This window comes from Gordonia sp. IEGM753, from assembly GCF_050321825.1.
Lineage (GTDB): Bacteria > Pseudomonadota > Gammaproteobacteria > Pseudomonadales > Pseudomonadaceae > Aquipseudomonas.
Genome location: NZ_JBNQGB010000001.1, coordinates 1062131 through 1076323 on the forward strand (window position 1 = coordinate 1062131; position 14193 = coordinate 1076323).

The window sequence follows — 14193 nt, forward strand, 5'->3', positions numbered from 1 at the left end:
CGCTCCAGACTCATTGGTTTTTGCCGCGCTGTCCCAGCCAGAAGGCCAGCACCACCAGCACGATGGAAATCACCAGCATCAAGGTCGAGATCGCATTGATCTCCGGTGTCACGCCGGCCTTGATCGCCGAGAAGATGTACACCGGCAACGTGGTGGAACCGGGGCCGGCCACAAAGAAAGTCATGATGAAATCATCGAGGCTGACCACGAATGCCAGCACCGAGCCGGACAACACCGCCGGCCACAACAGCGGCAACGTCACCCGGCGAAACACCTGCCATGGGTTGGCGTACAAATCGTTGGCTGCCTCCAGCAAACTTTTGTCCAGGTCGTTGAGCCGTGCGCGTATCGGCAAGTAGGCGAAAGGAATGCAGAAGCCGACGTGCGCGACAATCACGGTCAGCAGACCGAGCTTGATCCCAAGCGACATGAACAGCAGGAGCGTGGCCACGGCCGTGACGATTTCCGGCAGGATCAGCGGCAGGTTGATCCCGCCCTCGACCATTTTCTGTCCGTAGAACGGCCGGTAAGTCGCCAATGCGGCCAGCAGCGCAATCGCAGTGGCGCAGACCGTGGCGATGCTGGCGACAATGATCGAGTTCAACGCGGCAGTCTGGATCGACGGGTTTGCCAGGATTCGCCCGTACCAGGCAAAGGAGAACTCGGTCCATACCGTTGCCGAGCGGTTGGCGTTGAAGCTGTAGGCGATCAACACCAAAATCGGCACGTACAGGTACGCCAGGATCAGCAGGCTGACTTCGCGGGTCAGTGGCAGTTTTTTCAGGTGCAGGGCAATCATGTTTTGGCTCCCCGACGCAGGTTTTTGGCGGCATTACGGCTATAGAGGGCGTACAGCACCAGCGACAGCAGCAAAATGCCCAGCAGCAAGAACGACAGCGAACTGCCCAGTGGCCAGTTGCGCGCGGTGCCGAACTGTTGCTGGATCAGGTTGCCGATCATCAGTGTCTTGCCTCCACCCAGGATGGCCGGCGTGATGAAAGCTCCAAGGCTTGGCACGAACACCAGCAACGCGCCGGCAATCACGCCGGGCATCGACAGCGGCAAAATGATCCGCCGCAGTGCGTGCCAGCGGTTGGCGCCCAGGTCATAAGCCGCCTCGACCAGGCGCCAGTCGAGTTTTTCCAGGGTTGAATAGATTGGCAAAATCATGAACGGCAAGAAGCTGTACACCAGCCCGACGCTGACCGCGAAGTCGTTATAGAGCAGGGTGATGCCGCCGGCCTGGGGCAGCAGTGCGTTCAAACCCTGCGCCACCCAGCCTTGTTCACGCAGGATGATCAACCACGCGTAATTGCGGATCAGCAGGTTGGTCCAGAACGGAATCGTGATCAGCAACACCATCAGGTTGCGACGGCGCGGGGTCAGGCTCGACATCCACAGGGCCACCGGGAATCCGAACAGGAAACACAACACGGTGGTGCCACCGGCCTGGAATACCGAGCGCAACAACGCTTGCGCGTAAACCCAATTCAGCTCCAGTTCACCGTCGAATCCTTCCTGATAAAACAGCTGCACGTAGCTTTGCAATTGCCAATTGGCTTGCCAGTCGACGCCGCCATACACATTGCGCGGCAACAGGCTGATGTAGCCCATGATGCCCAGCGGAATAGCGATCAACGCCAGCAAAGTCAGAACCACCGGGCTGAGCAACAGCGCACGGTTGAGGGCGGGAGAAGTGCTGCTGACGCTCATCTCAGGCCTCCATCAGCAAACAGGCGTGAGGCGGCAGGTTGACTGCCACGCGATCACCCACTACCCGGCCATGGTTCAGGCCTTCGTTGTTCTCGCGCAGCATGACTTTGATGTCGTTGTTCAAGCGGCATTGGTACAGCGTCGCGGTGCCGACATACAGCACCGCTTCGATCACCCCACGCAGGTGATGCGGCTGCGTCGGGTCAACCAGTTGCGAGCGCTCGGGGCGGAACGCCAGTTGCACCCGCGCGCCGTCGAAGCCTTGGGCCGGGCAGGGGATTTCGACCGGCATGCCGCTCGGTACAAAGAGGTTTTCGTTCTGTTGGCCGCGTTTCAGGTGCCCGGGAATGAAATTGATATCGCCGATGAACTGCGCGACGAACTGATGCTGTGGCCGTTCATAGATATCGTTCGGGGTACCGATCTGCAGGATTTTGCCAGCGGACATCACGGCAATGCGATCCGACAACGTCAGGGCTTCTTCCTGATCGTGGGTGACAAAAATGAAGGTAATCCCGGCTTCTTTTTGCACGCGCTTGAGTTCGACCTGCATCTCCTTGCGCAGCTTGAGGTCGAGCGCCGACAGAGGTTCATCCAGCAACAGCACCTTCGGTTTCGGCGCCAATGCCCGGGCCAGCGCCACGCGTTGCTGTTGGCCGCCCGACAGCTCGGCCGGTTTGCGCCCGGCCAGGTGCTGCATTTGCACCAGCGCCAGCATCTCATCGACGCGCTGGGCCGTTTGCTTGTGATCAAGACCCTGCATCTCCAGGCCGAAGGCGATATTCTGCGCGACACTCATGTGTGGAAACAGTGCGTAGCTCTGGAATACCGTATTGACCCTCCGCTTGAAGGGCGGCAGGTGATTGACCGGCTCGCCTGCGAGGCGGATCTCGCCTTCGCTGACGTGCTCGAAGCCGGCGATGGTGCGCAGCAAGGTGGTTTTGCCGCAGCCGGAGGGGCCGAGCAGGGTGAAGAATTCGTTATCGGCGATGTCTACCGATACGGTGTCCAGCGCGGGAGCTTGCGCTGGATCGTCGGAATATCGCTTTGAAACATTACGCACTTCGATCGCTATTGGTTGACCCATAATGGTGCAATCCTCTAATTATTGTATGCAATATCTGGATGCAATTTAGAAATACCCGGATTAATCTGCTGGTGCAACCCCCTTTTTCAATGGCCGCACATCGCCAGGGGCTGGTTGTTAAGCGCTAAAGGAGTGTTCAGATGACCGATAAAAAACTCGAAACCACGGTGAATCGCGTCTACCAAGGGGTTTACGAGGCGATCAGCAAGCGTTCATTGCGCCCCGGCATGAAGCTTGGCGAAGCGTCGCTGGCCGAACTTTTTAATGTCAGCCGGACTTCGGTTCGTGCTGCGCTCAAGCAATTGGAGGCTGACGGACTGGTCACTACCGAGCCCAATAAAGGTGCATCGGTGTCATTGCCGAGTGACGAAGAAATTCGTTCGCTGTTCGAAACGCGCCGCTTGATCGAGATCGGTATCGTCAGCGAGCTATGCCGCAGGCGCGATACGGCGGTGACTCAGGACCTGCGCGATCACTTGCTGCTGGAAGATGAAGCGCACCGCAGTGGCGACCATGAACGGCTGATTCATCTGTTGGGCGAGTTCCACATCAAACTGGCGCAAAGCCTTAACAATCCGGTGCTGCTGGACTGGTTTCAAAAACTGATTTCCCGTGCCTCGCTCTACGCTGCCGCGCTCGATGACGACAGCCATGAAGCGTGCCGCGACGACGAACACTTGCGCTTGATCGAGTACATCGAAGCTGGAAATCAAAGCGCCGCGATTGAACTGACGTGCATGCACCTGAACGGCATCGAGAAGGCCATTCTCGACGTCGCCGCCACACTCAAAACTGGTTACCATCCGCTCAAGCACCTGATTGAGGTTTAGCGCGAATCAGCGCGACCTTCATGAAACCATTGGCGTGCGTAATGCTCGAAACAAACGGGTGTCATTACAGGAACACAGAGTCAGCCAATGCAGTTTCTATCTGATAGCCACGGGTGTTCCGGTTGGCGCGGCGAAATGGCCGGGCGCATCTGCGCATTCGACTGGAGTGCCACCGAGCTGGGTGGCATCCAAACCTGGCCCAAAAGCCTGTGCAGCGCGGTGCAGTTGCTGCTGGCCTCGCCGTTGCCGATGGTGATGTTGTGGGGCCGGGCCGGTTACATGATCTATAACGATGCCTATTCGGAGTTCGCCGGCGGCCGTCATCCCTACCTGCTGGGTTCGCCGGTAGAGCTGGGTTGGCCGGAAGTCGCCGAGTTCAATCGGCACGTGGTGGATACCTGCCTTGGCGGCGATACGCTGTCTTTTCGCAATAAAGAACTGGTGCTGTTGCGCGACGGCGTTCCTGAAGACGTGTGGATGGACCTGTATTACAGCCCGGTTGCCAACGACGAAGGGCAACCCGCCGGGGTCATGGCGATGGTGGTGGAAACCACCGACCACGTTATTTCCGAACGCCGACGCCAAGCTGCCGAAGACGCCTACCGAGCCGATAACGAGCGGGTGCGCCTGGCGCTGAATGCCGGCGCCTTGCTGGGTTCGTTCGTGTGGGACGTCAAGTCTGGTGTGTTATCGGGTGATGAGCGTTTCGCCCGGACATTTTCCTATCCCGCCGATCAAGACCTGACGGACCTGCAGGCGTCTGTCGCCGAATCGCGGATTCATCCCGATGATTTGAGCTGGGTGCAGGAGCAGGTTGAACAGTCAGTAAAAAACCGCGAACCCTATAACGCCGAGTATCGCGTGTTGCGCGCTGACGGCAGCTATCTGTGGGTACTGGCCAGCGGCGGTTGCGAGTTCGATGAACAAGGCGAACCGTTCCGGTTTCCGGGTGTGTTGATCGACATCCATGAGCGCAAGATCGCTGAAGAATCGTTGCTCAAGTTCACCCGTAATCTGGAGCGACGCGTTACCGATGAAGTCGAGGCGCGTTTGGCGGCTGAAGAACAACTGCGTCAAGCACAGAAACTGGAAGCCATCGGTGGTTTGACCGGCGGTGTGGCCCACGACTTCAATAATCTGTTGCAGGTGATCGCCGGCAATCTGCACTTGCTGGCACGGCATGAACCCGACAACCCCAACGTGCAGCGCCGGGTCAGCGCGTCGATTGCGGCGGTTGAGCGTGGTGCCAAATTGTCCTCGCAGTTGCTTGCATTTGCCCGTCGCCAACCCTTGTCGCCAGCGGTGTACAACCCACAGCAGATTTTTGAGGGCGTGGGGGAGTTGCTGCAGCGGGCATTGGGCGAAACCATCCAGATTGATGTGCGGATGGCACCTCAGTCGTGGCACATCAACGTGGATCGCAACCAACTGGAAAACGCCATCCTCAATCTGGCGATCAACGCCCGTGACGCGATGCAGGGCGAAGGGATGATCGAGTTGGCTGCCGAAAACGTAGTACTTGACCGCAAATTTTGTGCGGGCAAAGGCATCACGGCCGGCGAATACGTACGCGTCGCGGTGGCCGACAGCGGCGCGGGAATGACTCGCGAGGTGCTGGCGCAGGCGTTCGAACCGTTTTTTACCACCAAGGCCGACGGCCAAGGCACCGGGTTAGGCCTGAGCATGGTGTTCGGCTTCGTCAAGCAAAGCGGCGGCCATATCGACATCTCCAGCGAAGTGGGGCAGGGCACTCGCGTGCAGCTGTATTTCCCACGGTGCCTGCGCCCGCTGCCCGGCGAAACAACTGCGCATGACGGTCAACATCGCGTCGGCCATGAAAAGATTCTGGTGGTCGAAGACAACGAAGCCGTGCGCGGTACCGCCGTAGAGTTGCTGCGCGAGGAAGGCTATCAAGTCCTGACTGCCGCCAATGGCGACGCTGCGATGCAGATGTTGCTGGACGGCGAGCCGGTCGACCTGATTTTCACCGACGTGGTAATGCCTGGCCTGATCAAAAGTTCGGACCTGGCCGCGTGGGCCAAAGTGCAAAACCCACCCGTGGCGGTGCTGTTTACCTCGGGGCACACGCGCGACATCATTTCGCGCAATCACCAACTCAGTCCCGATACCTTCCTGTTGAGTAAACCTTACGGACCGCAAGCCTTATTGAGCATGATCGGTTCCGTGCTTGGCAGCTGAATATCTACCGACCTTTCAAGGCTAACCATGACTTCCAGGCATACGGCAAATCCTCCTTCCAGCATGGTCAGGGTGCGCGGTGCCCGGGAACACAACCTGAAGAATGTTGATGTCGACATTCCCCGGGATGCCTTGGTGGTGTTTACCGGCGTATCCGGTTCGGGCAAGTCGTCACTGGCATTCTCGACCTTGTACGCCGAAGCGCAGCGCCGCTATTTCGAATCGGTGGCGCCGTACGCGCGGCGCCTGATCGATCAGGTCGGCGTGCCGGACGTGGATTCAATCGAAGGCCTGCCGCCCGCGGTGGCGTTGCAGCAACAGCGTGGAACGCCGAGTACGCGATCTTCGGTGGGCAGCGTCACGACCTTGTCGAGCCTGGTCCGCATGCTCTATTCACGCGCCGGCAGTTATCCGCCGGGGCAGCCGATGCTCTACGCCGAAGACTTTTCGCCGAATATGCCGCAAGGCGCTTGCCCTGAATGCCATGGTTTGGGCCGGGTGTATGAGGTTACCGAAGCACTGATGGTCCCGGACCCCAGCCTGACCATTCGCCAGCGCGCGGTCGCTTCGTGGCCGACGGCGTGGCAAGGCCAGAACCTGCGCGACATCCTGGTGACCATGGGCTACGACGTCGACAAGCCGTGGCGCGATTTGCCGAAAAAGCTGCGCGACTGGATTCTGTTTACCGAGGAGACACCGACAGTTCCGGTGTACGCCGGTCTCACGCCGGAAGAAACCAAAGTAGCGCTTAAACGTAAAATGGAGCCCAGTTACCAAGGCACGTTTACCGGTGCCCGGCGCTATATTCTGCATACCTTCAGCCATTCGCAGAGCGCGCTGATGAAGCGGCGTGTCGCGCAGTTCATGCTCGGCAGCCCATGCCCGTTGTGTGACGGTAAACGGCTGACGCGTGCCGCGTTGTCGGTGACATTCGCCGGGTATGACATCGGTGAGTTGTCGCAGATGCCGCTGTTGCAGGTGGCCGAGGTTTTGAAACCGGTGGCGGCTCATCGTTATGTCGAGGACAGCGACCAGGTGAACGGGTCAACCTTGTCGGTGGAAAAACGCCTGGCAGCACAACGCATTGCACAGGACTTGCTGGAGCGGGTCAGCACCCTGACCGATCTGGGGCTTGGCTACCTGGCGCTGGAGCGCAGTACGCCGACGCTGTCTTCCGGCGAGTTGCAACGATTGCGGTTGGCAACTCAATTGGGTTCGCAATTGTTTGGCGTGATTTACGTGCTGGATGAGCCGTCGGCCGGCCTGCACCCCGCCGATGGCGAGGCATTGTTCGACGCGTTGCAACGCCTGAAAGCGGCTGGCAACAGTCTGTTCGTGGTCGAGCACGACCTGCAAACCATGCGCCGCGCCGACTGGCTGATCGACGTTGGCCCGGAGGCGGGGGAGAACGGCGGTCAGATTCTCTACAGCGGTCCGCCCTCCGGTTTGGCTAGCGTGACCCAGTCGCAAACCCGCGCTTACTTGTTTGCCGAGCAAGCCCCGGCGCCTCGCGTGAGCCGTCAACCCAGTGACTGGTTGCGCCTGACGGGCATCACCCGCAACAACCTTAATGACCTGAACGCCGAGTTCCCGCTGGGTTGTTTTACCTCGGTGACCGGCGTTTCGGGATCGGGTAAATCGAGTCTGGTCAGCCAGGCTCTGCTGGAACTGGTGGGTGCGCATCTTGGGCGCACGGCGAGTGAAAGCGAGCCGGAAGAACCGAGCCTTGAGGATGATGCACCGCAAGTCAGCGGTGGCCAGGTGACTGACGGATTGGCGTCGATCAAGCGATTGGTGCAGGTTGATCAGAAACCAATCGGCCGTACGCCTCGTTCGAATCTGGCGACCTACACCGGCCTGTTCGATAGCGTGCGCAAACTGTTTGCCTCCACGCCAGAGGCTCAGGCTGAAGGGTATGACGCTGGCCAGTTTTCTTTCAACGTGGCCAAGGGACGTTGTCCCAATTGTGAAGGTGAAGGCTTTGTCAGCGTTGAATTGCTGTTTATGCCAAGCGTCTACGCGCCGTGCCCAACCTGTCACGGCGCCCGTTATCATCCGCAGACGTTGTCGATTACCTGGCAAGGCCTGAACATCGCTCAAGTATTGCAACTGACGGTGGATGAAGCGGTTGAGGTATTCGCCGCGCAACCCGGCATTTACCGCTCGTTGCAAGTGCTGCACGACATTGGTTTGGGGTACTTGCGACTCGGGCAACCGGCGACGGAATTGTCCGGCGGCGAAGCCCAGCGGATCAAACTGGCCACCGAGCTGCAACGTAATCAACGCGGCGCGACGCTGTATGTGCTGGACGAGCCCACCACGGGTTTGCACCCACGGGATGTGGACCGTTTGCTGGCACAGTTGAATTCGCTGGTGGCGGCGGGGCACACGGTCATCGTCGTCGAACATGAAATGCGCGTGGTGGCGCAAAGTGACTGGGTGATCGATATCGGGCCCGGTGCGGGCGATCAGGGCGGTAAAATTGTGGTGGCGGGAACACCGCAGAAAGTGGCAAAAAGCAAAAAAAGCCGCACCGCACCGTTCCTCGCCCAAACCCTTGGTATGGTGTGAACCGGGGGAGCAGCACATTCAACATTCACGTTGCTGACACTCCCCTATCGCGAGCAGGCTCGCTCCCACAGTTGATTGGTGTCTGTCACAAAACCAGGTAATGGCGAATATTCCCGATGGGAGCGAGCCTGTTCCGGGCGGCATTCTGACGATAGGGGAGTGTCATACCCCATCGAGCGTGCGCCGTACCTTTTCCAGCAGTTCGTTGATCTGGAACGGTTTGACCAGCATTTCCATACCTTCGCCAAGAAACACCTGACGGTTGATGGCCGTTTCGGCGTAACCGGTCATGAACAGGATCGGCAGCTTTTCTCGCCAGCCTCGCGCTATATCGGCAAGTTCACGGCCGTTCATGCGGGGCAGGCCGACGTCGGTCAGCAACAATTCGATCGTGTTGTCGTTCTGCAAGCGCTCCAGCGCGCCTTCGATGTCGCCCACTTGCGTGCAACGGTAGCCGGCATCCACCAACACTTCGGCAACGAACATGCGCACCGCCGGCATGTCCTCGACGATCAATACGTGCTCGCCGTCGCCCTGGGCGTCGACGCTGGCCGGCGTGGTTTCGACGGTGGTGGGGTCGGAACTGGCCGGGAGCATGATCGTCACTTCAGTGCCGCGCCGGGCGACGCTGCGGATGTGCGCGTCGCCGCCTGATTGACGGGCAAAACCGTAGATCGTCGATAACCCCAGGCCGGTTCCCTGGCCCAGCGGTTTGGTGGTGAAGAACGGATCAAACACCTTGTCGATCACGTTGTGCTCGATACCGGTGCCGTCATCGCGCACCGACAACGCGACATAGGCGCCATCGGCCAGATTGGGGTCACCATGGGAATACGCGGCATAGGTGTTGACCCAGATATTGCCACCCTGCGGTAGCGCATCACGCGCGTTGATCACCAGGTTGAGCACTGCGCTTTCGAGTTGAATCGGATCGACCAGCGCAATCGCAGATTTATTGGTCAGTTCCAATTTCAGGGCGATGCGTTCACCAATGGTTCGCACCAGCAGTTCTTCGAGCCCGCGAACATGCTCGTTGATGTCGACGGGCCGGGTATCGAGAGGCTGTTGACGGGCAAACGCCAACAGGCGATGGGTCAGCGCCGCCGCGCTCATGGCCGAGTTCAGCGCCGCTTCGGCGTAGAACTGGACTTTGTCGGTGCGAGAATCCGCTACCCGTTTCTGGATCAGTTCCAGGCTGGTGATGATACCGGTCAGCAAGTTATTGAAATCGTGGGCGATGCCACCCGTCAGCTTGCCCAGCGCGTCCATTTTTTGCACTTGCAGCAGTTGCGCCTCGGTGCGAACGCGTTCGGCCACTTCCTTGGCCAACTGCGTGGTGGCATCGTCCAGCCGCGCCAGGTGCGAGCGCTCTCGATGACGGTGTTCGGTCACGTCCTCGACGAACACCAGGCTCAGTTCCGGCGTACGGTAAGGCGAAATCTGCCACTCGGTTTCGCGAATTTCGCCCTGGACGCGCATGCTCAGCGTGCCTTTCCAGCGTTCGCCGTAGGCCAGGCGCAAGCGCAACTCGTCGATGATTGCGCCTTGATCCACTGCAAAACATTCACTCAGGGTGTCTTGTGCCTGGTTGTCCTGGATCAGTTGCGCGAACGCATGGTTGCACTCATGCACTTTCAATTGCGCGTCCAGCACGGCAATCGGCGCCGAGACATTGACAAAAATTTCGCGGAACCGCGCCTCGCTTTCACGCAGTGCGTTTTCGGTGTCACGCACGCGCAACAACGTGCGCAAGGTAGCGAGCAGCACGTCCGGGTCCACCGGGTGAATCAGGTAGGCATCGGCGCCGGCATCGAGACCGGTGATGATGTCGCCGGTTTGAATCGAGGCTGCCGACACATGAATCACCGGCAACAGCGCTGTGTCGGCTTCGGCGCGCAGTTTGCGCACAATGTCAAAACCACTCATGTCCGGCAGGTTGACGTCGAGAATCAGCGCGTCGATGGCCGCACTGCTGATCAGCGCGAGGCCTTCGCCACCGGTACCGGCTTCGAGCACTTCGTAACCATGGCGTTCCAGACGCCGGCGCAGCGCATAACGAGTGGCGACGTTGTCGTCGACGATCAGCAAGCGGATTTCACGTTTCATCGGCAGGCTCCATGGCGATGGCCAGCGGGATGATCACAAAAAAGGTCGAACCCTCGCCGGGAACGCTCTGTAGCCCGACCTCACCACCCAGCAGCGCCGCGAAGCGTTTGCACAGTGACAGCCCGAGTCCGGTGCCCCGAAGGCGTTTTTGCAGCGGCGAGTCGACCTGAGAGAAGTCCTCGAACAATGCGCCATGCAGCTCCGGGGCGATACCTATTCCTGTGTCGCTGACCGCAAAGCGCACGCGATTATCGCCTTCCAGTCGCGTCGAGACCCGCACTTCGCCGCGTGTGGTGAATTTCAGCGAGTTGGAAATAAAGTTGCGCAGGATCTGCGCGAGTTTCTTGTCATCGGTGAACAAGCGCGGCAGGCCTACCGGTTCTTCGAAAATCAGGTCTACGGCGGTGGCATCGACAATGGGCCGAAACATGCCGCGCAACGCCGCGAACAGATCAAACATATCGAACCAGGCTGGCGAAATGGTAATTCGCCCGGCTTCGATTTTTGCCAGGTCCAGCAGGTCATCAACCATGTCGCTCAGTTCGCGCGCGGCGTTACTGACGAAAGCCACTTGTTTGTGCTGCTCGTTGCTCAACGGGCCGTCGAGCTCGTCGGTCAACAGGCTGGCAATGCTCAGGATCGAGCCCAGTGGCGTGCGGAACTCATGGCTCATGTACGACAGGAAACGGCTTTTCAGGTCTGAGGCCTGGCGCAGTTGTTCGGCCTGGGTGTCCAGCTCGGCATACAACGCCAGAACGCCTTGATTGGTTTCGTCCAACTCCTCGCGCAGCGCGTTGGCTTCGCTTTGCAACTGCGCGACCAAGGCTGCCTGCTCGTCTGTTTGACTGTCGGTTAACTCAGCCATGAGGCGTCTCCAGAGCAATGACCAACACCGTGACATCGTCGCGTGCGCGACAAAAATCGCGGTGCAGGATGGCAGCGATTACGGCGGGATGGCGGTGCACCAGGCCGGGGTAATCTTGCAGGTTCCAACGCGATTGCAGGCCGTCGCTGTACATGATCAATAGGTGTCCGTTCACATGAGCATAGTCAAAGGGTTGCGCCTTCCTGTATTGCCCGCCGACGATGCCTGGATGTGAGGCCAGGCCACGGGATTTTTCCGGGGCGATCAGGCAGGCGCCAATGTTACCGATGCCGATGAATTTCAGGGCATTGGCGTCGCTGTCGAATTGAGCAATGGCCAGCGCTCCGCCGCGTGTGCCGATCATGTCGCGGTGAATGTCTTCCAGCAACAGCACCGGCGAATCGAACGGTGAGCGTGCGAAGGCTGTTTCACCGGCGCGGGCGGCGCGCTCGGCTTCTTCGCCATGGCCCAGACCATCGATGACCAGCGCACTGATACGCGCCCCGTCGAAAGCCAGGTGCCAGACGTCACCGCACGCCGGGTCATGGTGCAATGCATGCTGGCTGATGCCGACACGCAGGTCCGCAGCCTTGTCGGTACGCGGGTACAGCCGGGTCAACAACACCGCACCACGCGCATCGGCGTACACATCGAACACCTCGGTCTGGCGCGACACCGCGCCCAGTCCTATGCCTTGAGTGCCTCGAGTCGAAAAACCATCGGCCAGGCAGGCCTCCAGGTCAAAGCCTTTAGCCCGGTCAATCGCCAGCATTTCGATGCCGGCGCCGGCCACGCGGGGCAGCACACGCAAGTGCAGTTCGCCGTGGCTGGCGTGCTTGAGAATATTGCTTGCAAGCTCGGTGGCCACCAATGCCACACGCCCGGCATCGGTTTGGTCAAAGCCGTTTTTTTCCGCGAGTTGCTGTGCGGTACGGCGTGCATGTCCGATCTGGCTGCTGTCTTCGATGATGAGTACCTGCGTCATCGAACCGCTGATACTCATGCCCATCGGGTAATCGTTATTCGAGTGCCTTTGCCGGGCTCGGTGTCCAGCTCGAACTCTTCCACTAGCCTTTTGGCTCCGGTCAGGCCCAGTCCCAGGCCATTGCCGGAGGTCCAGCCATCGGTCATCGCCAGTTTGATATCTGGAATGCCGGGACCTTCGTCACGGAAAATCAGGCGCAAACCGGTGCGTGAATTTTCGTCGAGGATTTGCCAGTCCATGTCGCCGCCACCGCCATAGACCATGGTGTTGCGCGCCAACTCGCTGACGGCCGTCACCAGTTTGGTCAGGTCGATGAGACGCATGCCGCACTCGGTTGCCAGTTTGCGCGCAGTCTGCCGCGCGAGTACCACGTCCTGTTCAATGTGAATGGGTTGGCTACCGCTGCTGCGCACGGTCATTGTTCGCGTACTCGGTCCTGCAGCAGTTTCATTCCGCGCTCGACGTTCAGCGCGGTGCTGACGCCCGGCAATGTCAGGCCCAGCTCGACCAAGGTGATGGCGACGGCGGGTTGCATGCCGACCAGCACCGTTTGCGCGTCCATGATTTTCGACAGGCCGGAAATGGTGCCGATCATCCGGCCAATGAACGAGTCGACCATGTCCAGCGCGGAAATATCGATCAGCACGCCACGGGCAGACGTTCTGCTGATGCGCTCGGACAAGTCGTCTTGCAGTGTCAGGGCTAGCTGGTCATGCATGTCGACCTGAATGGTCACGAGCAGAAAGTCGCCCATTTGCAAAATCGGAATGCGTTCCATGGGTTTAATTCGCCTTGCTGACGGTGATCCCGAGTCGGGTCAGTGCCAGCTTCAACGCATCGGCAAGGTTGGCTTTGGTGACCACGCCTTGCAGGTCCAGGCCCAAGTGCACGATGGTTTGAGCGATCTGCGGACGCACGCCACTGATGATGCAATCAGCGCCCATCAAGCGAATGGCAGTGACGGTTTTAAGCAGATGTTGGGCGACTAGCGTATCGACCGTCGGCACGCCGGTGATGTCGATGATGGCAATTTCCGAGCCGGTGTCGACGATTCGCTGCAGCAGCGATTCCATCACCACTTGGGTACGTTGTGAGTCGAGTGTGCCGATCATTGGCAGCGCCAGTACGCCGTCCCACAACTTGACCACCGGGGTCGACAGTTCCAGCAACTCTTCCTGCTGACGCTTGATCACCGCTTCACGGGATTTCTGGAAGGTGCGGATGGTGTGCATGCCCAAGGCATCAAGCAATTCGGAGACTTCCCAGAGCTGCTCGGCCAACAGCGACGGGTTGTCCTGGTAATGATTTTGTAACAGCGTAAACAGCGGCCCCTTGAGCGAGAAAATGAAGCTGGCGGTCTGGTGCGAGTCCTGGCCAAGCATCGCACGGCTGTGGGAGAGTTTTTCGAGGAACTGGCGAATCTCGTCCCAGCCCTGGGCTGCGACGTTTTGACCGTTGCCTTGTTCAAGGCCTGTGATGATCAAGTGCAGGAACTCAGAGGTCTGCTGTTGCAGATCATGCTCTTTAAGGTTGCGCGTGGCACCGGTGGCTTCAAGGCCCTTGGTCCACTCGGCAAGCAGTTGCGTCTGGTTTTTTTTCATCGCATCGAGTGTGCTGGTTTGCAGTGCTGCCATGTGCATCAACTCCTGGGTAGTAGGCGCCGATTCCCCGGTTATTGACCGGCGCATTCCAATGACATTTGCCGAGCGAAATAGTTGTTCGCGCAGGCAGGATATTTTCATATGCCAGGCAAATACTAGTAGGCGCAGCCCAAGAGGGTGATCTTTTGGAACGTTGACTGGCGCAAAGCTTCAAAACAGTAAGGCCTGGCTACCAA

At 59.2% G+C, this 14193-nt stretch carries 12 protein-coding genes; 3 read left to right on the forward strand and 9 right to left on the reverse strand.

The genetic code is table 11. The features are described from left to right. Positions 1-10: 10 nt before the first annotated feature. From ACQR3R_RS04955 to ACQR3R_RS04965, 3 genes are read right to left on the reverse strand one after another with little or no spacing between them, the layout of a single operon-like run. A complete protein-coding gene (locus ACQR3R_RS04955; protein ID WP_428270895.1) occupies positions 11-799 on the reverse strand; it encodes an ABC transporter permease subunit in 789 nt (262 codons plus the stop codon). Continuing rightward, positions 796-1713, reverse strand: coding sequence for an ABC transporter permease subunit (locus tag ACQR3R_RS04960; protein WP_428270896.1), 918 nt, complete (start codon positions 1711-1713; stop codon positions 796-798). Before ACQR3R_RS04960 ends, ACQR3R_RS04955 begins: the two co-directional genes overlap by 4 nt. Position 1714: 1 nt before the next feature. Beyond that, a complete protein-coding gene (locus ACQR3R_RS04965; RefSeq protein ID WP_428270897.1) occupies positions 1715-2800 on the reverse strand; it encodes a polyamine ABC transporter ATP-binding protein in 1086 nt (361 codons plus the stop codon). A 140-nt stretch (positions 2801-2940) separates the two neighbouring features. Between ACQR3R_RS04965 and ACQR3R_RS04970 the strand changes: the two genes are divergently transcribed. From ACQR3R_RS04970 to ACQR3R_RS04980, 3 genes are all read left to right on the forward strand, one after another. After that, positions 2941-3630 carry a GntR family transcriptional regulator gene (locus tag ACQR3R_RS04970; protein ID WP_428270898.1) on the forward strand — a complete coding sequence of 230 codons (690 nt, stop codon included), beginning with the start codon at positions 2941-2943 and terminating at the stop codon, positions 3628-3630. Between the two features lie 87 nt (positions 3631-3717). Then, positions 3718-5829, forward strand: coding sequence for an ATP-binding protein (locus ACQR3R_RS04975; RefSeq protein ID WP_428270899.1), 2112 nt, complete (start codon positions 3718-3720; stop codon positions 5827-5829). A 27-nt stretch (positions 5830-5856) separates the two neighbouring features. After that, positions 5857-8400, forward strand: a complete 2544-nt coding sequence (locus ACQR3R_RS04980) for an excinuclease ABC subunit A (protein ID WP_428270900.1) — start codon at positions 5857-5859, stop codon at positions 8398-8400. Positions 8401-8562: 162 nt separating this feature from the next. On the opposite strand, the gene ACQR3R_RS04985 is transcribed toward ACQR3R_RS04980, so the two are convergent. From ACQR3R_RS04985 to ACQR3R_RS05010, 6 genes are read right to left on the reverse strand one after another with little or no spacing between them, the layout of a single operon-like run. After that, complete coding sequence (locus tag ACQR3R_RS04985; protein WP_428270901.1) at positions 8563-10506, reverse strand: response regulator; 1944 nt, start codon at positions 10504-10506, stop codon at positions 8563-8565. After that, positions 10496-11371, reverse strand: a complete 876-nt coding sequence (locus ACQR3R_RS04990; RefSeq protein ID WP_428270902.1) for an ATP-binding protein — start codon at positions 11369-11371, stop codon at positions 10496-10498. Before ACQR3R_RS04990 ends, ACQR3R_RS04985 begins: the two co-directional genes overlap by 11 nt. Beyond that, positions 11364-12380, reverse strand: coding sequence for an ATP-binding protein (locus ACQR3R_RS04995; RefSeq protein ID WP_428270903.1), 1017 nt, complete (start codon positions 12378-12380; stop codon positions 11364-11366). Before ACQR3R_RS04995 ends, ACQR3R_RS04990 begins: the two co-directional genes overlap by 8 nt. Beyond that, positions 12371-12775, reverse strand: a complete 405-nt coding sequence (locus ACQR3R_RS05000; protein ID WP_428270904.1) for an ATP-binding protein — start codon at positions 12773-12775, stop codon at positions 12371-12373. The genes ACQR3R_RS04995 and ACQR3R_RS05000 overlap by 10 nt, the downstream gene beginning before the upstream one ends. Continuing rightward, a complete protein-coding gene (locus ACQR3R_RS05005; protein WP_217870352.1) occupies positions 12772-13134 on the reverse strand; it encodes an STAS domain-containing protein in 363 nt (120 codons plus the stop codon). The genes ACQR3R_RS05000 and ACQR3R_RS05005 overlap by 4 nt, the downstream gene beginning before the upstream one ends. Positions 13135-13138: 4 nt before the next feature. Beyond that, positions 13139-13990, reverse strand: coding sequence for an STAS domain-containing protein (locus ACQR3R_RS05010; RefSeq protein ID WP_428270905.1), 852 nt, complete (start codon positions 13988-13990; stop codon positions 13139-13141). Positions 13991-14193: the final 203 nt, after the last annotated feature.

Bases quoted from the DNA above. Each gene is read 5' to 3' on its own strand.
- ACQR3R_RS05010 (WP_428270905.1), bottom strand. From the start codon at position 13,990: ATGGCAGCACTGCAAACCAGCACACTCGATGCGATGAAAAAAAACCAG.
- ACQR3R_RS05005 (WP_217870352.1), bottom strand. From the start codon at position 13,134: ATGGAACGCATTCCGATTTTGCAAATGGGCGACTTTCTGCTCGTGACC.
- ACQR3R_RS04995 (WP_428270903.1), bottom strand. From the start codon at position 12,380: ATGGGCATGAGTATCAGCGGTTCGATGACGCAGGTACTCATCATCGAA.
- ACQR3R_RS04985 (WP_428270901.1), bottom strand. From the start codon at position 10,506: ATGAAACGTGAAATCCGCTTGCTGATCGTCGACGACAACGTCGCCACT.
- ACQR3R_RS04975 (WP_428270899.1), top strand. From the start codon at position 3,718: ATGCAGTTTCTATCTGATAGCCACGGGTGTTCCGGTTGGCGCGGCGAA.
- ACQR3R_RS04980 (WP_428270900.1), top strand. From the start codon at position 5,857: ATGACTTCCAGGCATACGGCAAATCCTCCTTCCAGCATGGTCAGGGTG.
- ACQR3R_RS04990 (WP_428270902.1), bottom strand. From the start codon at position 11,371: ATGGCTGAGTTAACCGACAGTCAAACAGACGAGCAGGCAGCCTTGGTC.
- ACQR3R_RS05000 (WP_428270904.1), bottom strand. From the start codon at position 12,775: ATGACCGTGCGCAGCAGCGGTAGCCAACCCATTCACATTGAACAGGAC.
- ACQR3R_RS04960 (WP_428270896.1), bottom strand. From the start codon at position 1,713: ATGAGCGTCAGCAGCACTTCTCCCGCCCTCAACCGTGCGCTGTTGCTC.
- ACQR3R_RS04955 (WP_428270895.1), bottom strand. From the start codon at position 799: ATGATTGCCCTGCACCTGAAAAAACTGCCACTGACCCGCGAAGTCAGC.
- ACQR3R_RS04970 (WP_428270898.1), top strand. From the start codon at position 2,941: ATGACCGATAAAAAACTCGAAACCACGGTGAATCGCGTCTACCAAGGG.
- ACQR3R_RS04965 (WP_428270897.1), bottom strand. From the start codon at position 2,800: ATGGGTCAACCAATAGCGATCGAAGTGCGTAATGTTTCAAAGCGATAT.